Origin of the sequence: Solibacillus sp. FSL W7-1436, from assembly GCF_038007305.1 — a bacterium.
Lineage (GTDB): Bacteria > Bacillota > Bacilli > Bacillales_A > Planococcaceae > Solibacillus.
In genome coordinates this window covers 1,054,057-1,077,773 of the sequence record NZ_JBBOWV010000001.1, presented here as the reverse complement: position 1 = coordinate 1,077,773, position 23,717 = coordinate 1,054,057, and the positions used below count along the sequence as shown (strand labels likewise).

The following is a 23,717-nucleotide window of genomic DNA, read 5'->3' as shown; positions in this document are numbered from 1 at the left end:
ATGAACAGAAAAGCAAACAGAAAAAGTCCGATCGCAATGATTGTATCCATTTCAATTATTATTTTAATCGCGATCTTAGGGTCTATTTATTATAAATTTGAAGTAGCACAATCTGCTACAGAAGAAGAATCTGTTGAACCAACTGAACTGGAAAATGAAGAGACACAAAATAAAGCAATCGAAACGGAAGAACCGTTGAAGCAACAAGATGGAAATGCTGATGATATGGCTTCTTCAGGAAAAAATGGTGAAAACCCTTCGGTAAATTCCGGGGAGCAGCCAATAAAGCAACCTGCTAAAGAAATTCCACCCGCTACGAAAGAAGTGGAGCTGGAAAATGGATATATTGTCGGCCAAAAGCCTGCAACAGAACCTACTTTTGTAAAAGGGGTTTTAATTGCGAATAAGAAAAATCCTCTTCCTGCTACCTACAATAAAGGGGAAGATCCTAAGGCACGTGCAGCCTTTGAAAAGATGGCAAAAGCTGCGATGGAAAATAACATTGAGCTCGTTGCTTTTAGTGGTTTCCGTTCTTACGAATATCAAAAAACGCTATATGACCGTTATGTGAAGCGAGACGGAAAGGAAGCGGCCGATCGCTATAGTGCAAGACCAGGATATTCCGAGCATCAAACGGGACTTGCTTTTGATATCGGGGAAAAGGGTCGTGAAGAATTGTGGCTGACAAATGAATTCGGCGACACTGAAGCAGGGCAGTGGTTGGCACAGAATGCCCATAAGTACGGGTTCATTTTACGTTATCCTAAAGGGAAAGAAGAAATTACAGGTTTCATGCATGAATCATGGCATTTCCGTTATCTGGAAGGCGATCTGGCGACGAAGGTATACGAAGCAGGCGTAACGCTGGAAGAATACTTAGGGATTCAATAATACGTGGATTATAAATAAAAAACCAATTTTCTCTTGGAGGAAAATTGGTTTTTTTACATGTTCAAAAGGTTTTCAACTTACTCTATTATCACAATCATTTTTTTATAAAATCGGGGACAATAACCGGGAGATGGATTCTTTGAATTTAATAAAATTGGAACGGTTATTATACAGTTCATATGTGAGCTCTGAGCAGTCTAATATATCATTTTCGAATATTTCAGCAAGACTGTGTGCCAATAATCCATCATAAAGAAGGGCATTCACTTCAAAGTTTAAACTAAAGCTACGCACATCAATATTTGCGGTACCGACTGAAGCAATTTCATCATCCACGACAATCATTTTGGCATGAATAAAGCCCTTCTCATACTGGTATACTTTGGCTCCAGCTTCAACGAGAGGTCCTACATATGAATAAGTCGCCCAATAGACGAACATGTGGTCAGGTTTATTCGGAATCATAATCCGAACATCGATTCCGGATAGGGCAGCGATTCGAATCGCATCAAAAAATGATTCATCCGGAATGAAATACGGGGACTGTATGTACACGTATTTTTTTGCATTTGAGATTAAATGCAAGTAGTTATTTTTAATGACTTCCCATTCTGTGTCAGGTCCGCTTGATATAATTTGCAGAGCGGCTGTTCCTTTTTGAGGAATAATCGGAAAATAACGTTCCGCATAACAAATATCATTTTTGGCACTTGCCTGATTCCAGTCCAAAATGAAGCGAGTCTGTAATGGGTGGACAGCACTCCCTTCAATACGTAAATGTGTATCGCGCCAGTAGCCAAATCGATCCGATAAACTTAAATATTCATCCCCAACGTTAAATCCTCCAATATAGCCGATACGCCCGTCTATTATGGAGATTTTTCTGTGATTTCTGAAGTTCAGGCGTGGGTTGATGAGCGGCAAAATCGAAGGGAAAAACACTTCTACTTCACCGCCAGCTTCGATCAGCTCTTTAAAATGCCGCTTCCGAACTCCGCGTGAGCCCATTTCATCAAATAGTACTCTTACTTTTACGCCTTGTTTCGCCTTTTTTATTAAAGCATTTACAATGCGTTGTCCCAAGTTATCCAGTTTGAAAATATAGTATTGAATATGAATATGGTTTTTCGCATGTTGAATATCATTTATAAGTGCTTCGAACTTGTCACTGCCGTCATCGAAAATTTTCACATCATTATCCTGTGTCAGAACAGCGTTGTTTGTTTTTAGATTCATATAAATAAGATGGTTATAATTTTTAATATTTTCTGTACGCAGTTCCAGCTCGTTATTTTCAATTGCTTCAATCTGATAGTTAATCAGTTGTTCAATCCCGATATCTTTTCTGCCATCCCAACGGAATAAGTGTTTTTTTCTCAATTGTCTTCCCAATAATAAATAAAGGAAAAATCCAACAAACGGTAAGAAAAAAAGAACGAGCAACCATGCCCACGTCGATGAAGGCTTTTTGCGCTCTAGAAAAATGACAGTCAGTGCAAATAGAATATTTAAAAACATTATAAGTGGTACGAGAATGGAACTTTGGATAATTGCGCTCAAAAGATTCACCTACTTTCCTTCTTTCTTATTATATCCTATGGAAGCAAAACAAAAAAAGAAACACTTCAAGCGAGTGCTTCTTTGTGATTAATATTCCTCAACATGGAAGTAAATATCCGAGAAATCACATTGTGCTAATTTTTTGGAGTTAATGAAGAAGCTGATAATCCCGCTATCTCCCCACATAATATTCTGCTCATCGTTTGAAACGATCTGCAGTAACAATGTGTCGTAGTGCTGTAGATAGGGCGACGTTTTTCTGAAGTCCTGATGTATAAAATAGGGATAGCCGCCAATTTTATGTTCTGCCGCTAAATAACTTTCCAAATATACATCCTGAAATGAACGGTCATCCAATGTAATGGGTGCATCCATTATTTCAGGTTTAAAATAATTATTTAAACGGTAATCCATTGCAGATACCGGTTCAAATTGTGTTTTTGTTATAAGCTTCATTTCCTGCTGAATCGGAAAGCTGCTGATGTTTACGTCTTCTAAATACGTGAAATCCTGAATAAATTCATTATAGTGACCTTGATAAGGTATATACTGCACTTTGAAAGAACGACATTCCGAATGTAACTTTTCCTTTTCATAACATTGCTGCGGGATATAAAATTGCAATATACCATCTTGCGGAAATGGGTGATCAAGCTGAATTTCCGCAAAGTTAAGCTGCGCCAGAAACAGCATATAGCGATTGCGGTTATCTTTTGGATGTTCCATTTTATTTGTCAAAAAAGGGAGACCGGCAAATTTACTTTCATGTAAAAAAGCAGGCTGTTTTACCGGTTGTAAAATTGCTACTTGTTCGGCTGAGTGACTTAAACTTGTATGATAATGGATCAATTCTTTTGGAATATAAATATTTTTTTCTATATGTGGCATTTGAAGTTCCTCCTACTGAAGTAACATCTATGTGAAAGATGAATTAAAGGCCCCGTACGAACGAATATTTATCAATTCCTAACGGATTTACTTCACAAAAATGGTCTTGATATGTTCAATATTTCCACTTGTAATTTTTGTTAAACATAGTTGGAAATATAATACAATTCATTTTGACTACCTGTGAAAAATAAAATTATTAAATAACATGTATTCGAGAAGGTTATGTAAAATATTTCAAAAGTAATTATGAATTTTACAGTAAAAATTTCCGTTAAAAATAAATTTATACAGGTTTATTATTGTTAATAAACGGTTAAGTTTAATTATGTTTTAGTTTTGTCACAAAACAGGAAAGAAAAATAAGTTTATACGTGGTAACATATGAAGTGAGTAGAAGGTCTGACCTTATGAATTTGAAACTTTTAATACGAAATAACGTTATATATATTAACAAAGGAAAGTTTGAGGTGTAATCAAATGGCGAAAGAGATTGATTTAAAGCGTATTGTTACAAACTTATCAAAATTAGGTGTTACGGCGACAGTTACGAAATCTCGTCTTGAGCTTTTAAAAGTTTTAACACCACCAACACAAACTCCACAAACGCAAAATTAATGGAAATCAGGTGTGATGAAACCCCGTTCATCGTACCTTATTTTCTTTCAGCAATAGGAAAAGGACCCGTGCATGGCACGGGTCCTTTTATTTTATTCATCGTCCGGATCATTTGTTGTAAACATGTACGTCCGATAATGAAATTTCATACTGTAGACTAGACCAATCGCTAAAGCATTCCCCATCATCGAACTGCCTCCGTAGCTAATGAAAGGTAGCGGAATCCCTGTAATCGGCAGAAGCTGTATTGTCATACCGATGTTTTCGAAAACATGGAATGTGATCATAGCGATAATCCCTGCACATACATAAGTACAGAACGGATCTTTTAATAATAATGTCATCTTCGTTAAGTGATAGATTAACAGGAAGTATAGACAGATAACAGCGCTTGCGCCGATAAAGCCCCATTCTTCTCCGATGACAGCAAAGATAAAGTCTGTATGGTTTTCCGCAACATATACTTCACGCGCCATGAATCCTTTACCGAAAACCTCACCGGAGCCAATGGCATTTAGTGAAGTAATTAAATGATAGCCGTCTGAAGTCGCATACTCATAAGGGTTGATCCAAGAGTAAATACGGGCGAACTGGTATGGCTGGAAACCAAATGTCTTTTCCAGAAAATCCTGCATATACAGTGCCATCCATAATAGTGAACCGCCTACAACTACTGCACCGCCAAAAAGCGGCAAAATAATTTTCCAGGTTACACCTGCGACAATTACAAGTGCTGCAGTAATAGCAAAGAATACTAGAGCAGAACCCAGATCCGGCTGCATCATAATGAAGCCAAGCGGTATTGCCAACGTCAAACAAATTTTACCGAGCAGCAATAGATCGGATTTAATCGTTTTAATCTGGTAATTTTCATTGTGCTTACTAATTAAAAAGGCAGAAGCCAAAATGTAGAATGTCTTCATAAATTCCGCAGGCTGAATATTACCGATCGGTGTTTGGAACCAGCTCTTTGCTCCGTTTGTTTCGACAGTTAAACCAGTTGATGTCGGAATAATGACAAGGGCAACTAATAGTAAGATTCCGAACCCGTACAACGGCCAGGCCATTTTTTTATACTGATCAGGGTCAAAGTACATAACAAATGCAACAATAACAGCAAAAATAGCGTAGTTTATTATTTGCTTCGGAATGAAATTTATTCCATATTGACCTGAAGTTTGTGCAGATGCGATTGCAAGCACACTTACTCCTAAAAATATGATGAGGATAGTAGTAAGCGGCCAGTCGAACCGTTTATTGAAATTGTAATTGTTTGTATCCATTCATTTCACCTTAATTATTAAATTTAACCCTTTCAAGGGCCAGAAGATACCAACAAATTGAAGGCTCTTTATATGGCACAACATTTCCCGGTAATGGACTTGCAGAATAGGAAAGTTTTCACGGAAATTGCTGTAATGTTTTAAGCTTTATTTACTTTATCATATTCTTATAAAAATTACTTTAGTAAGACTAATTTAAAAGTTGGACGAAACAGGTGAGAAAATGTTTCAAATTTGAATGAGAAGTCATATAATAATCATATTATTCATATTAAAGGGGCGTGCAAATCGTGGCTAAGAAAATGAAATCTGCTGAAGATTTTATGCATCATTTATATATTCATATGAACGATGTCGAACATTTTGTTATTTATAGTGGTCTTACACTGAAGGAATTTATGGTTTCGGTTGAGCCCGTAAAAAATGTTCTGCTATTAAAGCACGCGTATGAAAATGGCTCTTTTAATATGCATACACAATTTGATTTTGTAACAAGTGAAGATATGCGAGATTTTTTGAAAAGGGAAAGCGATTTAAAGAAAGATTTATGCTGGGTGGATTTTACGACAGAGAAAAACATTAATACGTTAACGCCTCTTGAACAGGCAGAACTCCTGTATTTAAGCCATAAGCGTGAGCCGCTTGCATCGCCATTTTTCAGCAAACTGCAAAATCGCTATGCTTATTATTCATCTGTAACTGACAAATTGACAAAAGTATATTATCGTTTTATTGGCGATTCTGAAATACTTGTTGCGAATCTATTTAATCAAATGATAAGAGATAAAGAAGGTGTTGGGAGCTTTTGGAGAAGAAAGAATAAAAACAACTCACCGACAATCGATCCTTCTACATTAAGATTATATCGGCCTTTTGTTAAGGAAGGCGCATTGCTGTCATTATATAAGCTAGATAAACCAAATTCCCATTATGCAATCGAACTCCGGTTGCTGAGCGATTATGATTATCCGGATGAAGTTTGGGATGATTTAGATGAAATATTAAAACAAGGCTATGATGAATTAATACAAATTAGTTGACACTCACAGCGAACAGGGCAGTGGGTGTTTTTTATCCGATGTAAGCGTTTAGAAGATTCGTGATAAAATAAGGTTAGTGAAAACTGGAGGTCAAAAAAATGAAAAAAAGAATTGGTTTATTATACGGTGGTAAGTCAGCCGAGCATGAAGTATCACTCTCAACCGCAAAGGCAGTAACGCAAGCAATGGATTTTAATGAGTTTGACGTTTTCCCGATTTTTATAACATTGAAGGGCGAATGGCGTGTTGGACCTCAATTAACAGAACCCGCTCAAACAATTGAACAATTGCAGTTTACAACGGCATCAGACCAGTCTGAAAATAATATTACGCAATTTATTGCAAAACATATGGAAAGTCCGTTTGATGTGATCTTCCCTTTACTGCATGGAACGAACGGTGAAGATGGAACAGTACAGGGCTTTTTGGAAGTGCTGAACATTCCCTATGTAGGCAACGGTGTTCTTGGTTCAGCATCAGGTATGGATAAGGTAGTGATGAAGCAGTTGTTTGAAATGGCAAAATTGCCGCAATTACCTTATGAATATTTTATTCGAAGTGAATGGGAGCGGGAGAAAGAAGCTTGGATTAAAAGATGTGAACAGTCTTTAGGCTATCCGATGTTTGTTAAACCGGCTAACCTGGGTTCAAGTGTAGGGATCAGCAAAGCGACGAATGCAGCGGAACTAGAAAAAGCTGTCCAATTTGCACTGCAATATGACCGCAAAATTGTGATTGAACAAGGTGTAACGGCTAGAGAAATCGAACTTGCTGTTTTAGGAAATGATACACCTGACGTTTCAGTGGCAGGTGAGATTAAGCCAATGACCGAGTTTTATGATTATGATTCAAAATATAAAGATGGCTCGACAGCATTGATTATTCCGGCACCATTACAAGACGAGGTTTATACAGACTTGGTAGATATGGCGAAAAGAGCGTTTAAAGCGATCGACGGAGCGGGATTAGTGCGGGCAGATTTCTTTGTAACTGAAAACAACGAAATCTATATCAATGAAGTAAATACAATGCCAGGATTTACACCGGTAAGCATGTATCCTTTATTGTGGCAGCATACGGATGTAACATATCCACAGCTAATTAAAAAGCTGATTGGTTTTGCACTGGAACGTTATACAGAAAAACAGCAGCTTCAATACAACAGAGATTGAGTGGGATAAAAAGTGAAAAAAAGTTTACAGCAAATTGCAGCATGGTTAACGATAGAAAATCAGTCATTTCCTGAAACGATTGTCACAGGTATTTCCATTGATACACGGACAATTGCAGAAGGGGATTTATTTATTCCTTTCCGTGGAGAAGCAGTAAATGGGCACCGTTTTGTTGAGCAGGCATTTGAAAAAGGCGCGGGAGCTTCATTATGGATGATTGATGAGCCGAATCCCCCGGAACATTTGCCGTTAATTTTCGTGGAAGACCCGGAGCAGGCACTACAAAAAATGGCCGAGAGTTACCGTAATGAGCATAAAGCGACATTTATCGGGATTACCGGTTCAAACGGGAAAACGTCTTCAAAAGATATTTTGGCGGGAGCCCTTTCACCATACTTTAAAGTACAAAAAACAATCGGGAACTTTAATAATCAGCTTGGTTTACCGATTACGATTTTACAGCTTGATGAAGATACGGAAGTTTCCGTATTGGAAATGGGGATGAGCGGTTTTGGAGAAATTGAATTTCTAACAAAGCTTGCACGACCGCATTATGCCATTATTACAAATATCGGCGAAGCTCATATGCAGGATTTAGGATCGCGGGAAGGGATTGCGCAGGCAAAGTTTGAAATTGTAAAAGGATTGTCTGAAGAAGGTGTTCTTTTTTATGATGGTGATGAACCGCTACTCCAAAACCTAGTTGCAAAAACACCGCAGTTAAAAACACAGGCATTTGGCTTTAGCGAAGCACAGAGTTTAGCGGCATCACAAATCGAAGCGACAGCGCAAGGAAGCAGTTTCCATGTAGATGGAGTCATCGAGGGAGACTTCTTCATTTCGGTTTTAGGCGAGCACCAAGTGAAAAATACATTAAGTGCAATGCTCGTTAGTAAGGCATTAGGTTTAACTGACGAACAAATCCGCGAAGCATTAAAGAAAGTAGTTTTGACAGATATGCGGATGCAGCTTGTTCCAGTCGGCGATTTATTATTTATTAACGATGCGTACAATGCTGCGCCAACATCGATGCATGCAGCTATACAATTTGTCGAGCAAACGACAATCCGCAATGAAAAGTGGCTTGTACTTGGTGACATGCTTGAGCTTGGAAATGATGAAAAGCAAATGCACGAAGGAATTGCCGCACATATTCAACCTGAAGAAATACGCTATGTTTGCTTATATGGCCCGCGCATGAAGTGGCTTTATAATAAATTGCAAGAAACATTTGATGCTGATCATTTAGTGTATTCCGAAAGCGATTACGCACCGATTATTGAAAAAATCCAGTCTCATGCAACAGATGAGTCCATCCTTTTAGTAAAAGGTTCACGTGGAATGCAGTTGGAGAAAATTATCCATTCAATCGAGTTAGCCTAGTGCTAGCTCGATTTTTTTAGCGCAATAACTTTTTTCGACAAAGAATGTCGCTTATTATAGTTACTAACAGTGTGTGGAAAGCAGGTGATTGAATGAAAGTCGGTGTCCTATTTTTACATGGATTTTCTGGTGGACCGTATGAAGTACAGCCTTTTGCGCATTATATAGAGCAACGAATAGATTGGGTCTTAAGTATTCCGACATTCTCCGGTCACGGTGATGCAGAGCATTTGGCAATGAAAGGCTATAAAGCAGAGCACTGGATGATGGAGGCGGAAATCGCATACCGGCAACTGAAAAAGCAAGTCGATGAAGTCATAGTCGTCGGTTTTTCGATGGGCGGAGTCATTGCGATGTACCTATCTATACGTTACCCAGTAAAAAAGTTGGTACTCCTAAGTGCTGCAGCAAAGTATGTGAGTCCTACGCAGTTAGTAAAAGATGTTCGAGCAATTGCCCAGGATATGGTGCATAAAAAGATAGAAGAAAATGAATTGTTCGCACGGTACAAATTTAAATTTAAAAATGTTCCGTTGACAGCAACGATTGAATTTATGAAGGTCGTGAAAAGAACGGAACCTTATATAAAGAACATTCAGTGCCCAACTTTTATAGTACAAGGGGAGCTGGATGGTATTGTGCCTAGTGCAACTGCCCAAATTTTATTTGAACAAATTCAGTCGCAGCAAAAACAAATGTATATTTCAGATTGTGGAAAACATCATATTTGTTACAGTGATGATTGTGAGCAATGGTTTGAGCAAGTGTATCAATTTTTAGTGGGTTAATAAATATCTGACTATTTTGATACAAAGCAATATCATTGCATACCGTTACAACCCATGTTAGACTAATAAAAGCAATGGATACATTTTGTGCGAAGACTCTTCAGACGTATAGGTGAAGAGTGCTTTTTTTTGATAAACGGTTTTATTCTATTTTTTACAAAAGCAACAACCAATTAGAAACGGTAGAATTGAACCGCTCGGCAATGACCGGGCTTTCCTTTTCATATAAGAAACTCTGTAATGAAGCAGAGAGAATTTTTAAGTAACGGAAACGTTCCACATACAATGGCTCGAAATTTGCCGCCATTTCATCTGAAAATGTAACCATTTGTCAACTTATACAGGAAAAAGGAGAATGAAGAGTTTGACAAATTTTTCAGAATTAAACATTAGTGAATCGACATTACGTTCTATTAAGCGTATGGGATTTGAAGAAGCAACACCAATCCAAGAAGGAACAGTAACGTTTGCAATGGCTGGCCGTGACGTTTTAGGCCAAGCACAAACAGGTACTGGTAAGACAGCTGCATTTGGTATTCCTTTAATCGAGAAAATCGATCCAAAAAATCCAAATATCCAAGCTTTGGTAATTGCTCCAACTCGTGAATTAGCAATCCAAGTTTCAGAAGAACTTTATAAATTAGGTTATGACAAGCGCGTAAAATTATTATCAGTTTACGGTGGTCAAGAAATCGGCCGTCAAATCCGTGCATTGAAAAATAAACCACAAATTATTGTAGGTACACCAGGTCGTATTCAAGACCATATTAACCGTCGTACATTACGTTTAGACGAAGTACAAACTTTAGTTTTAGACGAAGCGGATGAAATGTTAAACATGGGCTTCATCGATGACATTAATGCGATTTTAGAAAACGTACCATCAGATCGCCAAACATTACTATTCTCAGCGACAATGCCTCCAGCAATCCGCAAAATTGCAGAGACATTCATGAAAGATCCTGAAATCGTAAAAATTAAAGCGAAAGAATTAACAATGGAAAACATTGAACAATTCTTCGTAAAAGCAACAGAGCGCGAAAAATTCGATGCTTTATCTCGTCTATTGGATTCACAAAAACCAGAATTAGCAATCATCTTCGGCCGTACGAAACGCCGTGTTGATGAATTAAGCCAAGCTTTAGGATTACGTGGCTTCTTAGCTGAAGGTATTCACGGTGATCTATCACAGGCGAAACGTATTTCTGTTTTACGTCAATTTAAAGAAGGTAAAATCGATATCCTAATCGCAACAGACGTTGCAGCACGTGGATTGGATATTTCAGGTGTAACACATGTTTACAACTTTGATATTCCACAAGATCCAGAATCATACGTTCACCGTATCGGTCGTACAGGCCGTGCTGGTAAATCAGGTGTTGCAGTAACATTCGTAACACCTCGTGAAATGGGTTACTTACGCATCGTAGAAGAAACTACGAAAAAGCGTATGACTCCTTTACGTCCACCTTCATCTGAAGAAGCATTAGTAGGCTTACAAGAAGATGCAATGCAATCATTAGTTGATTTAGTACAAAATAATGATTTAGGCAACTACCGTGACTTAGCGGCTAAGTTATTGGAAAATAATGATGCGCTTGACTTAGTAGCGGCAGCACTTAAATCAATTACTAAAGAACCGGATGCTACACCAGTATCATTATCGGAAGAACGTCCATTACCAATGCGTCGTGACCGTTCACAAGGTGGCGGAGGCCGCGGCCGTGGCGGTAATGACCGTAACCGTGGTGGCAACCGTGGCGGTGGAGACCGTCGCGGAGGAGATCGCCGTCGTGAAGGTGGCGGAAGCCGTTCTGGCAGCGGAAGCCGTGAGGGAGGTCGTCGTGAAGGCGGTGCTCGTCGCGAAGGCTCTCGTGACCGTCGTCCACGCCCACGTCGCGAAGACTAATACTATTCAAACACATCAACGATTATTCGTTGGTGTGTTTTTTTATGGGGATTTTATATAAATATATTTTCCGGGAAATAAAATTTTTATAAATTATTTAACAAATTTACCAATTAACTATACTATGAGGGAAGGGGAATGTTTTTATCACCCTAGATATTAAGCGGAATGAAACATTTAAGCATTTAATACGTATAGCATAATAGAAAGAAAGAGGTGTAGGACGAGTGAGAGAACAACCAAAGTTTCAGTTGCCTAAAAAAGCGCGAACAGTATGGAGACTATATGGAATAATTCAAACTTTTATCATCGCTCTTTTAACAGGCGGCATCGTATTTTTAACAGTCCGGTTTGACTGGCCTCAATGGATTATGTGGATTGCCATTGCGCTCGTAATGGTATCGATTGCATTTTCGGTTATTGTCTTCCCGAGCATCCGTTGGAGAATATGGCGCTATGAAGTACGAGAACAGGAAATCGAAATTCAAAGCGGTCTTTTTGTCGTTAAACGGACATTGATTCCGATGGTGCGCGTACAGCATGTCGATACTGAGCAAGGACCGATTTTAAAGAAGTACATGCTAGCGAACATATCGATTTCTTCGGCGGCAACTGTACATACGATACCTATGCTGAAAGTTGAAGATGCTGATGAGTTGAGGACAAAAATTTCTGAACTTGCAAGGGTGGCGGAAGATGATGTCTAAAGAGAAATATAAGCTTCATCCTGTAACGGCGATCATCAATGTAGTAAAAGCATTGAAAGACCTCCTCATACCGATCATTATCATTGTTGCGGCAAACGGGTTTAATATTAATCTGGATTATCGAAGCGAAACATTTTTCAGTGAAATGATCCCGCTCTTTATTTTAGTGATTGTCCTATCAGTAACGGTAGTGAGCGGTCTGATAAAGTGGTGGACATTTGTCTATTGGTTTGAAGATAGTGAACTGCGTGTGGAATATGGTCTTTTTATAAAGAAAAAGCGCTACATTCCATTTGATCGCATACAAAATCTGAATTATAAAGAAGGTATTTTCCACCGGTTATTCAAGCTTGTACAAGTACAGGTTGAAACGGCGGGAAGTAAAGACGGTAAACCAGAAGCAGAGTTAACAGCGGTAACGAAAGCTGCAGCAGACGAAGTGGAAATTCAAATGAAAAAGGCGAAGCAAAAACTGCCTCTTGAAAATGATCTGGTACAACTGGCGGAAGAAGAACCGGAGCAGAAATCAGTGGTGCTGCATAAAATGAAAGTACCGGAACTGCTATTGTTAGCGACGACTTCCAGCGGTGTTGGAGTAGTAATTGCCGGAGTTTTTGCTGTCCTTTCACAATTTGCGGAGTTTATTCCATTTGATTTGATTTATGATGAATTGGCGTTTTTAGTGAAATACGGATATATTGTCATCATGATTCTCATCGCTCTTGCGCTAATGCTGGCATGGGGAATTTCAGTTGGCTTGACCTTTTTAAACTATTATAACTTTACTGTCAGCAAGCAGCATGACCGGTTGATTATTACGCGGGGATTAATCGAAAAAAAACGTGTGACAATCCCGTTAAACAGGGTTCAGGCGATTAAACTTGCGGAAAACCCTTTCCAGCAAATGCTCGGCTTGGCATCTGTTGCAGTAGAAAGTGCCGGGGGAGGATTTAGTGGGGAAAATGATAAAAAAATCATCCTCTTCCCGTTAATTGCAAAAAAAGAATTGTTTACACCATTGGCAGAACTGTTTCCAGAATACGATTTTCAAGTTACCCAACTTGTTCAGCCGCCAAAAAAAGCACAGCCTTTTTTCTATCGGATTGATTTTATATGGTTGGTTCCGTTGATTGGTGCAATCTCGTACTTTTTCTACCCGTATGGACTGTTATCATTATTGCTAATCGTGCCAATCATTCTACTGGGAAGATGGCAATTTAAGACGACCGGATTTACGGTGAAAGATCAGCAAATTACGATTGTCTCGCGCCTAGTCAGCCGTGTAACATTTTATGCTTTAAAAAAGCGTGTTCAAATCACGCAAGGTAGTCAAACCTATTTCCAGAAGCGACGGGATATTGGTTCTGTAAAAATTGTAGTGATGTCGGGCATGCACGGTGCTTCAGCGACAGCGCGTCATATGGAACAACAGGAAGTCGAAAGAGTACTGTCCTGGTATGAACATTAAAAAAACAGGATCCGCGAAGAATTTTGACTTTTCGCGAATCCTGTTTTTATTTTACCCGTCTAATGGGCTGTTTGCGCCAGCGTCCCATATTTTTAGGGTTAAAGTAAACAACCCCTAAAATAAAGCCGGTAACTAAACCGCCTAAATGTGCAGCAATATTAATATTTGGAGTTAAAAATGTCATAATAATGCTAATCACTATTAACGGCAATATAATTTGTCTTAACTGCGGGAATAGATGTCTTGTGTAATAAACAAGGGCACCGAACGCACCGAAAATTCCATACAGTGCTCCACTTGCACCAACGCTTGCATAATAGGCATCCTGTGTTGCGTATGTAGCAGCAACACCAAAAATTCCGGCTAAAAAGTAAATTGTTAAAAAACGCATTTTGCCGGCGATTTTTTCAAGCTCCGGACCAAATAGAAACAGGGAGAACATATTAAAAAGAACGTGCATAAAACCTGCATGTAAAAACATGGACGTAATAATACGCCACCATTCACCGGCTGCGATGAGTCCATTGACGCTCATACCGGCATAAAGCAAATCTTCGCCGAAGCCCGGGATTAATGTTAGGACGAAAACAATCAGATTAATTGCTATAATTGACGATACGACCGGATATAACGCAATATACTGTTTAAAATTTTCTCTACGAATAAACATGTTCCACCTCAATTAAGTCGATACAAAATAAAACGTATTTTTATTCATTATACATTGGAATAATGATTAAAAGAAAGGGAGAGCTATTAAATGATAAAAGGGATTGGCTTGGATTTAGTAGAATTGGACCGAATCGAAAAAATGATCGGACGTTCAGCGAAATTTGCTCAAAGAATTTTAACGGAAAGGGAACTGGCCATATTTGATACATTATCGGATATGCGCAAAGTGGAATTTCTGGCAGGGCGCTTTGCGGCAAAGGAAGCATACTCAAAAGCAAATGGTACAGGAATCGGAAAAGGCTGTGAGCTACATCAAATAGAAATATTAAAAACAGAGCAGGGAAAACCTGTATTATACTTTGATGGTGAACAGGTGAACGGGTTTGTTTCCATTACTCATACCCGTACGACAGCAGCTGCCCAAGTAATCTTAATGCAATAATACATACATGCACACCTTGGCTCATATAGTAATTTATCGAAATAGATAATCGAAAGGGTGAATCTTTGAAACTCCGACTGCTGGCAGTTGTCATTTGTTGTCTCTTTTTGGCGGCGTGTGGAAAAGCTACAAAGGATGAAGTGATTGAGGATGTTAACAAGAAGTGGAATGACGCAAAAGGTTATGAACTAAGTGCCTCGATGGAAGTTCGGACAGGCGCAGAGCCACGTGTTTACGATGTAAAAGTTTGGCACACAAAACCGGATTTTTACCGAGTGGCAGTTAATCCAAAAGGTGAGTCAGAACAGCAGTTAATCGTTCGAAATGAAGAAGGTGTCTTTGTTGTCACACCATCGTTACGTAAAACGCATAAATTCCAAAGTGAATGGCCAAAGCAAAACAGTCAGGCTTATATAATTGGTGCATTGGCTGATGATTTGGTGTCAGATTCAAAAGCAGTAATGACTGAAGACGATGCGAGCTATACTTTTGAAGTTGCGACACGAAATGTAGACCAAACAGCATTACCAGTTCAGCAAATTGTAGTAGATAAGAAAACGATGCTTCCGACAAAAGTTAGTGTTATGGATGAGTCTTTACAAGAACAAGTTGTGATTACATTTGCAGACATTAAATTAGGAGTACAGCATACTGCGGAAGAATATGCGGTAGAAAAATTCTCTGAAAAAGAAGAAAAGAAAGCCGCATCAGCAGAAGTGGCAGAGACAGAGTTTAACGTGTATTACCCTACGATTGACTGGGCGCATACAAAGCTGACAGACGAGTTTGAAGTGCAGGAAGATGGAAACACACGAGTTATTTTAACATTTGAAGGGGAAAAGCCGTTTACACTAATGCAGCAGCCGATCCAATCGGATGATACTATATTACCTGTATCTGGGGATCCGGCAGACTTAGGCTATACAATAGGGGCTATTACTGATAACTCAATCCAATGGGACAAAGATGGCATGACCTTCTTTATCGCTTCCACAAAATTAACAAAGGATGAATTACTGGAAGTAGCTGCAAGTGTGCAGGAAAGTAGTATTAAGTAAGCTACCAATCAGCAGGGGTTCACTTCCTCCTGCTGATTGTTTATAAAATAATTTTAAAATCCGTCTTTCTGAACTTGTTTTTAAATTGTATTTTATGGTTATATTTAATTAAGAGACATCTTGCGCATTTCGTGTAAGATGATTTCTTACGTCTGCAGATTTAGGAATAATTGACTGAAAATTACATAAATAACATAAATAACAATAAGTTTAAACTTATAAAAAGAGGGTAAAAATCGAATGGATACTCCAATATATTACAGACCAACAAAAGCAGTTATTGATTTGCAAGCAATCACGCATAATCTAACTTCACTACGAAACCATATAGGACCGAATATCCAAATTATTGCTGTAGTAAAAGCAAATGCATATGGTCATGGAGATGTGGAAGTTGCAAAAACGGCTATCGAAGCCGGTGCAACAATGCTTGCTGTCGCAACACCCGACGAAGCAGTACATATTAGAGAAAATTTTAAGGATATTGATATTTTAGTATTAGGTGCTTCACCACATGCCTTTATTCCGTATGCATCATCAGAAAATATTACCCTTACCGTCTATTCAACAGAGTGGCTGCAGGGAGCGCAGCATTATACACCACTGTTGAATCCGATAAAACTTCACATTAAAGTGGATTCGGGCATGGGACGAATCGGTGTATCCACTAAAGAAGAACTATTGGAATTGTATACAATGATTAATTCTTCCGATGATTTTTTGGTGGATGGAATTTTCACACATTTTGCTACTGCAGATGAGGAAGATTCAATGTACTTTGACAATCAGGCTACCCTATTCAAGGACTTTTTAGGTGTTTTGCCACAAAAGCCCCGTCTTGTTCATGTAGCCAATACAGCAACCGCTTTAGTAAAAGATCCTTCTTTGCACTATGATGCGGTACGTTTCGGTATTTCAATGTACGGATTGCTGCCGTCAGGTTATGTAGGCACTAAATTGCCTTTTGCGATTAAACCGGCATTATCTCTACAGACAGAACTCGTCCATGTAAAAAAAATGCAGGCCGGTCAATCGGTAGGTTATGGTGCAACATTTACGGTGGAAGAGGACTGCTACATCGGAACAATTCCGATCGGCTACGCAGATGGAATGATTCGTAAGCTTTCTGGACAGGAAGTACTTGTTGGAGGAAAAAGAGCGAAAATTGTCGGAAGAATTTGTATGGATCAAAGTATGATTTTACTTCCGGAAGCATATAATGTTGGGGAAGAAGTTGTACTAATAGGCTGCCAACAGCAAGAGGAAATCACGATAGATGATTGGGCTCATAAACTCCAAACAATTAATTACGAAGTGCCATGTGTAATCACGGCCAGAGTTCCTAGGGTATATAAATAAATCGATGTAATATAGCTGTAAATAACTTCAAATATACAAAACAAGTATGTCCATATTTATTCCTTTATTGCGAGAATTGTCAGTTTTTTAATTTTCCTGTCTTTTCATTGTAGGCAATCAATGATAGAATGAATGGGAAATGGGATGTTCGGTGGAGGTGCTTGTTTTGTACGCGAAGGAATTAGTAGAAGTAGAAGAAGTAGTAATTGACATACCAAATGAGCTAGTAACGCAATTCGAAAGAACGTTTGGGCGTAATACTGAGAATGGTTATATGATGGCGTATTTGGCGACTCAAAATTATACAAAGCATATGCAACCAAATCAAATACGGGAAGCTTTAATAAAGGGCTATGTGGAAATGTCGCAAATTAATCTGACAATTTGCAGTGAGTGCTTGCATGCAGAGTATGAAGCGGAACATATGGTGGAGCGTCTCGTAAGCGGGGGATGACAATTTGATTGTAAAGCGTGGAGACGTTTTTTTTGCTGACCTATCGCCAGTGGTAGGTTCAGAACAGGGCGGGACTAGACCCGTTCTTATTATTCAAAATGATATTGGAAATCGCTTTAGTCCAACCGTCATTATAGCTGCAATTACTGCGCAAATTCAAAAAGCAAAGTTACCTACACATGTTGAAATCGATGCTAAAAAGTATGGTTTTGAACGTGATTCGGTAATTTTGCTTGAACAATTGCGTACAATTGATAAATCACGATTAACAGATCGTATTACTCAGCTGGATGCAAAACTAATGCAGGAAGTAGATATCGCTCTTAATATTAGTTTAGGACTCGTAAAATTTTAATACATAAAAAAACATCGAAACATTGCGTTTCGATGTTTTTTATTATTACAAATAAAGTTCGATATAATTTTTTTGTAAATAGTAAACTGTAATCATGTAAAATTGTAATTTTTTACTTAAAATTATAAAAATAGCAAAAATATAGTTGAAAATTTAATCCAACTAAACTACAAGGGATAACGTATGGTATAATGTGTTAAAGATTAATAATTCAAAAAAATGATACTATACGTTAACTCCATAGAAAGAAAAAGTAGGAAATTGGGGGAGCTATAATGAATACGAAATCTACCGTAGAGATTGTAACAGAATGGGATATTGTAGCTGCACGCCAACTTGGACGTAACGAGGCGAAGGTAATAGGCTTTGGCGCGGTAGATCAAGCTCGAATTACGACGGCGATAAGTGAACTGGCCCGAAATATTTATTTATATGCCCGTGCAGGGGAGGTTACAATAGAGCGTATTAGCAATGAAGAGAAAGTTGGCCTTCGCATAATAGCGGCAGACAAAGGACCGGGAATAAGCAATCTGAAAAAAGTAATGGAAGACGGCTATTCTACTTCAGGAGGACTTGGAGCAGGTTTGCCGGGGGTCAAAAGACTAATGGATACAATGGAGATTCAGTCCACTGTAGGAAATGGAACGACAATAGTTATCGAAAAATGGGTAAAGTAGGATGTGATAAAATTTGAAAGAGCTGCAAATACAATATCAAAAAATCTTATCGGATTTTTTGGCAAACCAAACTGAGCGAAATTTATATATAGGTCAGAACTTTATTCGACAGTTAATTCAAAAAAAAGTAGCTCCAGAAGAGGTAATCAATATCCACAAATATGCGATAGAGCAAATTTATCCAGATCTACCAGAAGATATTTCACACAGCTATGATTTTTTAATTGAGATTATGGTGCACTTTGGTTTAACTTTAAAGGAGCATCAAAGTTTACTGGAACAGCAGGAAGAACTGCGGATGGAAATGAATGTCGCTACAAAAATCCAGAATATGATTCTTAGAACGACAGTACCTGTACTTGATCAGATTGATATTGGGATGCTATCTGTCCCGATCCGCAAAATGAATGGTGATTATGTTCATTTCTTAAATAATAATGATTCAGTTGTCAGTGTAGCTGTAACTGATGTTGTCGGAAAAGGTGTACCTGCAGCCCTATGCATGTCAATGGTCAAATATGGGCTTGATACACTTGAGTATGCAACGAAAGATCCGTCTTATATTTTAGAAGTGTTAAACCGCATTATTGAAAAAAGTGTTGATGATAGTATGTTTGTTTCGATGTTTTACGGGACATACAATATTAAAGAAAGTAAATTTACATATGGGTCAGCTGGGCATGAGCCTGCTATATATTATAATGCCCGTAAAAAAACTTTCTTTGATTTGGAATCGAAAGGTTTACTATTAGGTGTTATGCCGGAAGTAACATATCCGCAATACGACATTTGTTTGGAAGAAAATGATTTTATCATTATGATTACAGATGGTGTAACGGATTTCCGCAAGCAAGGGGAGCTGGATCCCAGAGATGTGATTAAGAATTTGGCTTTGAACTGTAACCATCTTTCGGCACAGGAGATGTGTGAGGAAATGTATACCTATTTGAAAAACTTGCCTGATTTCGAACTAGAAGATGATTTTACGGTTGTTATATTTAAAAAATAAAAAAAATTATGTTTTAATTCCCGCGGATTCGGGAATAGTAAGAAGGTTTATAATGGAGGTGTCTAATAATGAATGTTAATGTTCAATTTAGAGAAGATGGAGACGTATTAAAAGGCTATATCGAGGGTGAGATAGATACTTACACAGCCCCGATTTTACGCGAAGAACTGGAGACTGTCCAAATTGTGGAAGGCCGAAAAATCGAATTGGATTTATCAAAAGTTAATTATATGGACAGTACAGGCTTAGGGATATTTGTTGCATTTTATAAAAAAGTTACAAAGGAAAATGCATCATTAAAATTAGTGAACTTATCAAATCGTTTAGTCAGATTGTTTGAAATCACAGGATTAAGTGAATTAATGAGTATTGAGATAGATGAGGAATTGGAGTTGAAATGATGAGAGCATTTGACTATATTGAAATTCGAGTGCCTGCCAAATCGCAATATGTAAGTGTTATCCGGCTAACAATTTCAGGATTAGCGATGCGAGTTGGGTTTACGTATGATGAGATTGAAGATTTAAAAATTGCTACAAGTGAAGCGGTGACAAATGTTGTACACCATGCTTATAAAGCAAACGAGGATGGCGAAGTTGTAATCGGCTGTGCATTGTTCGAGGACAAGATTGAAATAATGGTCGCAGATTACGGAGTCAGCTTTAACTTTGAAGAGATCAAATCAAAAGTTGGTCCATATCATGAAAATGAAAACGTAGCATTATTACGTGAAGGTGGATTAGGGATTTATTTAATGGAGACTTTAATGGATGAAGTGAAATTAAATAACGAAGGTGGCGTCACTGTTTTCATGACAAAGTATGTCTCGAGAGAGCAGGTGAAAGGGAATGTCGAAAGAATCACTACCTAAAAATACATCAAAAGAAGAAGTGCTAAATTGGATTGCAGAATATCAGGCGAGCGGCTGTGAAGATTCACAAACAAATCTTGTGCTCCATTATCAGCAATTAGTCGAGTCGATTGCACGCAAATATTCACATGGTAAATCTTATTATGATGATATTGTACAAGTAGGGATGCTTGGCTTATTAGGTGCGATCCGACGATTTGACCCTTCTTTTGGCAGAAGCTTTGAGGCGTTTGCTGTACCGACGATTGTCGGTGAAATAAAACGCTTTTTACGTGATAAGACTTGGGACGTGCATGTTCCGAGACGTATTAAAGAACTGGGGCCTAGAATCAAGGCAGCTGTCGAAGCATTAACGACATCGCTGCAGCGTTCCCCATCCATTACTGAAATTGCAACATACCTGGAAGTACAGGATGAGGATGTACTGGAAGCGATGGAGATGGGCCGAAGCTATCAGGCGCTTTCGATGGACCATTCCATTGAATCGGATTCTGATGGCAGTACGGTAACGCTATTTGATGTAGTTGGTCGGGAAGATGCAGGGTTTGAAGTGACTAACCGCCGCATGATTGTAGCAGATGCGATGAATGTATTAAGTGAACGTGAGCGACAAATTATCCAATTAACCTATTTGGAACAGCTTAGTCAAAAGGAAGCCGGGGAGAGACTCGGTATATCCCAAATGCATGTTTCGCGAATTCAGCGTAAGGCAATTAAAAAATTACAGGACGCCATTACAGCAAGTGGCGGCGTCTCGTTATAATGTTTGAGAGTCTACTAGCATAATTTAGTAGGCTCTTTTTTCATGCATAAATTCAAAGCTTTTTTGGGAAACAATATAAATGGAATGGTACACTAAAAGCAAGTTCGAAATTTAAAGGAGTGGCATGATGGATCAACAAAAAATGTTACAAATAATCGCGAAAGATGCGAAAGTGGAACCAAAACAAGCAAAAGCGGTTATTGGACTACTGGAAGAAGGTAACACAGTACCTTTTATCGCACGTTACCGAAAAGAAATGACAGGTTCACTTGATGAGGTTCAAATAAAGGCAGTGGAAGACCGCTACCATTACATACAACAGCTCGAAACACGAAAGGAAGAAGTGCTGCGCCTGATTGATGAGCAGGGTAAATTGTCGGAGGAACTGCAAACAGCTATCCAAGCATCAACGGTTCTTCAACGCGTAGAAGATTTATACCGACCATTTAAACAAAAGCGCCGTACAAAAGCAACGATTGCCAAAGAACGGGGATTGGAGCCGTTAGCTGAAGAACTGTTAAAGTTTAAAAAGCGTACGTTGGAGGAAATGGCAGCGCCTTATATTAACGAAGAACAAGGTGTAACTGGAATTGAAGATGCATTGGCTGGTGCGCGCGATATTTTAGCAGAGCGATTTGCCGATGATGCAGCCATTCGTGAAAAGCTGCGTATTCTATCTTGGCGTGAAGGGAAGCTTGTAACAACGGTAAAAAATGCGGATAAAGATGAAAAACAAGTATTTGAAATGTATTATGCATATGAAGAACCTGTTCACCGAATTGCACCCCACAGAGTATTGGCGGTAAACCGCGGTGAAAAAGAAGAAGTGATACGTGCAGCAATTGAAGTTCCAATCGATAAAGCAACAACACAAATGGAAAATCATTTTATTCCTAGAAATTTTGTAGGCCCTTCTGTAAATGAAGTAAAGTCGGCTATTGCGGATAGCTATAAACGATTAATTAAACCGTCTATTGAAAATGAGCTTCGAGCAGAGCTATCAGCAAAAGCAGAAACACAGGCGATTCATATTTTCTCTGAAAATCTACGCAACTTATTATTACAGCCCCCAATGCGCGGTAAAATGGTTCTTGGCGTAGACCCTGCATACAGAACAGGCTGCAAATTAGCGGTAGTCGATGAAATGGGCAAGATGATAGAAGTTGGCGTTATCTATCCACATACTACGTCGGATCCTTCAAAAGCAAAAGCGACAGTGAAGGGATTATTAAAGAAATATCCGATTAGTATTATTGCGATTGGAAATGGGACAGCCTCCCGTGAAACAGAGCAGTTTATTGCGGAACTGCTGAAAGAAGTAGACGGAAACATTGCATATGTTATTGTCAACGAAGCAGGGGCCTCCGTATATTCGGCTTCAGAAGTGGCACGAGCGGAATTCCCGGATTTACAGGTGGAACAACGAAGTGCTGTATCGATTGCCCGTCGATTGCAAGACCCGTTATCAGAGTTAGTGAAAATTGATCCAAAAGCAGTCGGTGTAGGGCAATACCAGCATGATGTTTCACAAAAGCAGCTTGCGGAATCACTGACGTTTATAGTGGAAACAGCAGTAAACCAAGTTGGGGTAGATGTAAATACAGCTTCAGCCTCTCTTTTACAATATGTATCCGGACTTTCGAAAACAGTAGCGGAAAATATTGTGACGATGCGTAGTGAAAACGGACAATTCACCTCACGTGCACAACTGAAAAAAATTCCGCGATTGGGTGCCAAAACTTATGAACAGGCAGTCGGTTTCTTGCGTATTGCAGATGCTAAAAACCCGTTAGATGCTACAGGTATCCATCCGGAAAGCTATAAATTAGCCGAAGCCGTACTGGAAGCAGCTGGATTAACGAAAAAGGATGTCGGAACGGCAAAAGCCGAAGAAGCGATCAGCAAGTTAAATTTAACAGAATTAGGCGAGACATTAGAAGTAGGGGAAGTGACGTTGAAAGATATTGTCGATACATTAATGAAACCTACCCGAGACCCTCGTGATGCTTTCCCGCAGCCGTTATTGAAAACAGATGTACTTCAAATGGATGATTTGCAAGTTGGAATGGAACTGCAAGGCACCGTCCGAAATGTCGTTGATTTTGGAGCATTTGTCGATATCGGTGTTAAGCAGGATGGACTTGTCCATATTTCCAAATTGCAAAAAGGTCGTGTTAAACATCCATTAGATGTTGTTTCCCTTGGGGATATCGTGACGGTTTGGGTAGAAAAAGTAGAAGCGAATAAAGGACGTATTTCATTAACGATGTTAACTCCGGAAAATCAACAGAGCGTGTAAAGAGTGTGATTTTCAATTATAATAAAAAGCGCATAGCTAAATATGCGCTTT

At 38.8% G+C, this 23,717-nt stretch carries 25 protein-coding genes; 20 read left to right on the top strand and 5 right to left on the bottom strand.

Annotated features, from left to right (window positions below):
- Positions 1-891: a M15 family metallopeptidase gene (locus MKX73_RS05410; RefSeq protein ID WP_340716613.1), complete on the top strand. Its 891-nt coding sequence runs from the start codon at positions 1-3 to the stop codon at positions 889-891.
- A gap of 102 nt (positions 892-993) precedes the next feature.
- Here MKX73_RS05410 and cls read toward each other — a convergent pair whose 3' ends face one another.
- Both cls and MKX73_RS05400 read right to left on the bottom strand, forming a co-directional pair.
- The gene (gene cls / locus MKX73_RS05405) at positions 994-2,460 is read right to left on the bottom strand and encodes a cardiolipin synthase (protein WP_340716612.1); all 1,467 of its coding nucleotides are present in this window, start codon (positions 2,458-2,460) and stop codon (positions 994-996) included.
- Positions 2,461-2,538: 78 nt separating this feature from the next.
- Entirely contained in the window at positions 2,539-3,339 is an 801-nt protein-coding gene (locus MKX73_RS05400; protein WP_340716611.1) for a YwqG family protein, read from the bottom strand.
- 480 nt (positions 3,340-3,819) lie between these two features.
- Here MKX73_RS05400 and MKX73_RS05395 point away from each other — a divergent pair, with 480 nt between their 5' ends.
- Positions 3,820-3,957 carry an Lmo0850 family protein gene (locus MKX73_RS05395; protein WP_176141992.1) on the top strand — a complete coding sequence of 46 codons (138 nt, stop codon included), beginning with the start codon at positions 3,820-3,822 and terminating at the stop codon, positions 3,955-3,957.
- A 92-nt stretch (positions 3,958-4,049) separates the two neighbouring features.
- On the opposite strand, the gene MKX73_RS05390 is transcribed toward MKX73_RS05395, so the two are convergent.
- Positions 4,050-5,240: an FtsW/RodA/SpoVE family cell cycle protein gene (locus tag MKX73_RS05390; protein WP_340716610.1), complete on the bottom strand. Its 1,191-nt coding sequence runs from the start codon at positions 5,238-5,240 to the stop codon at positions 4,050-4,052.
- 290 nt (positions 5,241-5,530) lie between these two features.
- On the opposite strand from MKX73_RS05390, the gene MKX73_RS05385 reads away from it, so the two are divergent.
- The 4 genes from MKX73_RS05385 to MKX73_RS05370 all read left to right on the top strand — a co-directional run bounded on the left by MKX73_RS05385 (position 5,531) and on the right by MKX73_RS05370 (position 9,623).
- A complete protein-coding gene (locus MKX73_RS05385) occupies positions 5,531-6,280 on the top strand; it encodes a hypothetical protein (RefSeq protein ID WP_340716609.1) in 750 nt (249 codons plus the stop codon).
- A 98-nt stretch (positions 6,281-6,378) separates the two neighbouring features.
- Positions 6,379-7,452 (top strand): D-alanine--D-alanine ligase, encoded by a 1,074-nt coding sequence (locus MKX73_RS05380; RefSeq protein WP_340716608.1) that lies wholly within the window; start codon positions 6,379-6,381, stop codon positions 7,450-7,452.
- Between the two features lie 12 nt (positions 7,453-7,464).
- Complete coding sequence (locus MKX73_RS05375) at positions 7,465-8,835, top strand: UDP-N-acetylmuramoyl-tripeptide--D-alanyl-D-alanine ligase (protein ID WP_340716607.1); 1,371 nt, start codon at positions 7,465-7,467, stop codon at positions 8,833-8,835.
- A gap of 92 nt (positions 8,836-8,927) precedes the next feature.
- A complete protein-coding gene (locus tag MKX73_RS05370; RefSeq protein WP_340716606.1) occupies positions 8,928-9,623 on the top strand; it encodes an alpha/beta hydrolase in 696 nt (231 codons plus the stop codon).
- Between the two features lie 154 nt (positions 9,624-9,777).
- On the opposite strand, the gene MKX73_RS05365 is transcribed toward MKX73_RS05370, so the two are convergent.
- Positions 9,778-9,951: a hypothetical protein gene (locus MKX73_RS05365; RefSeq protein ID WP_340716605.1), complete on the bottom strand. Its 174-nt coding sequence runs from the start codon at positions 9,949-9,951 to the stop codon at positions 9,778-9,780.
- Between the two features lie 36 nt (positions 9,952-9,987).
- Between MKX73_RS05365 and MKX73_RS05360 the strand changes: the two genes are divergently transcribed.
- The 3 genes from MKX73_RS05360 (at position 9,988) to MKX73_RS05350 (ending at position 13,707) form a co-directional block, all read left to right on the top strand.
- Positions 9,988-11,532, top strand: coding sequence for a DEAD/DEAH box helicase (locus MKX73_RS05360; RefSeq protein WP_340716604.1), 1,545 nt, complete (start codon positions 9,988-9,990; stop codon positions 11,530-11,532).
- A gap of 227 nt (positions 11,533-11,759) precedes the next feature.
- Complete coding sequence (locus MKX73_RS05355) at positions 11,760-12,239, top strand: PH domain-containing protein (protein WP_340716603.1); 480 nt, start codon at positions 11,760-11,762, stop codon at positions 12,237-12,239.
- Positions 12,232-13,707 (top strand): PH domain-containing protein, encoded by a 1,476-nt coding sequence (locus MKX73_RS05350; protein ID WP_445783322.1) that lies wholly within the window; start codon positions 12,232-12,234, stop codon positions 13,705-13,707. The genes MKX73_RS05355 and MKX73_RS05350 overlap by 8 nt, the downstream gene beginning before the upstream one ends.
- Before the next feature lie 46 nt (positions 13,708-13,753).
- On the opposite strand, the gene MKX73_RS05345 is transcribed toward MKX73_RS05350, so the two are convergent.
- The gene (locus MKX73_RS05345) at positions 13,754-14,377 is read right to left on the bottom strand and encodes a rhomboid family intramembrane serine protease (RefSeq protein ID WP_340716601.1); all 624 of its coding nucleotides are present in this window, start codon (positions 14,375-14,377) and stop codon (positions 13,754-13,756) included.
- A gap of 90 nt (positions 14,378-14,467) precedes the next feature.
- Here MKX73_RS05345 and acpS point away from each other — a divergent pair, with 90 nt between their 5' ends.
- From acpS to MKX73_RS05290, 11 genes are all read left to right on the top strand, one after another.
- Positions 14,468-14,821: a holo-ACP synthase gene (gene acpS, locus MKX73_RS05340; RefSeq protein WP_340716600.1), complete on the top strand. Its 354-nt coding sequence runs from the start codon at positions 14,468-14,470 to the stop codon at positions 14,819-14,821.
- A gap of 65 nt (positions 14,822-14,886) precedes the next feature.
- A complete protein-coding gene (locus MKX73_RS05335; RefSeq protein WP_340716599.1) occupies positions 14,887-15,879 on the top strand; it encodes a LolA family protein in 993 nt (330 codons plus the stop codon).
- 240 nt (positions 15,880-16,119) lie between these two features.
- Entirely contained in the window at positions 16,120-17,238 is a 1,119-nt protein-coding gene (alr, locus tag MKX73_RS05330) for an alanine racemase (protein WP_340716598.1), read from the top strand.
- A 166-nt stretch (positions 17,239-17,404) separates the two neighbouring features.
- Positions 17,405-17,692 (top strand): hypothetical protein, encoded by a 288-nt coding sequence (locus MKX73_RS05325; RefSeq protein WP_008405780.1) that lies wholly within the window; start codon positions 17,405-17,407, stop codon positions 17,690-17,692.
- Between the two features lie 4 nt (positions 17,693-17,696).
- Positions 17,697-18,047: a type II toxin-antitoxin system PemK/MazF family toxin gene (locus tag MKX73_RS05320; protein WP_008405778.1), complete on the top strand. Its 351-nt coding sequence runs from the start codon at positions 17,697-17,699 to the stop codon at positions 18,045-18,047.
- Positions 18,048-18,322: 275 nt separating this feature from the next.
- Positions 18,323-18,724, top strand: coding sequence for an anti-sigma regulatory factor (locus MKX73_RS05315; protein ID WP_340716597.1), 402 nt, complete (start codon positions 18,323-18,325; stop codon positions 18,722-18,724).
- A gap of 13 nt (positions 18,725-18,737) precedes the next feature.
- Positions 18,738-19,733 carry a PP2C family protein-serine/threonine phosphatase gene (locus tag MKX73_RS05310; RefSeq protein WP_340716596.1) on the top strand — a complete coding sequence of 332 codons (996 nt, stop codon included), beginning with the start codon at positions 18,738-18,740 and terminating at the stop codon, positions 19,731-19,733.
- Between the two features lie 68 nt (positions 19,734-19,801).
- Positions 19,802-20,134, top strand: a complete 333-nt coding sequence (locus MKX73_RS05305) for an STAS domain-containing protein (protein WP_339174019.1) — start codon at positions 19,802-19,804, stop codon at positions 20,132-20,134.
- Complete coding sequence (gene rsbW / locus MKX73_RS05300) at positions 20,134-20,604, top strand: anti-sigma B factor RsbW (protein WP_340718851.1); 471 nt, start codon at positions 20,134-20,136, stop codon at positions 20,602-20,604. Before MKX73_RS05305 ends, rsbW begins: the two co-directional genes overlap by 1 nt.
- Entirely contained in the window at positions 20,582-21,367 is a 786-nt protein-coding gene (sigB, locus tag MKX73_RS05295) for an RNA polymerase sigma factor SigB (RefSeq protein WP_340716595.1), read from the top strand. The genes rsbW and sigB overlap by 23 nt, the downstream gene beginning before the upstream one ends.
- Before the next feature lie 127 nt (positions 21,368-21,494).
- Entirely contained in the window at positions 21,495-23,666 is a 2,172-nt protein-coding gene (locus MKX73_RS05290; protein WP_340718850.1) for a Tex family protein, read from the top strand.
- The last annotated feature ends 51 nt before the right edge of the window (positions 23,667-23,717 follow it).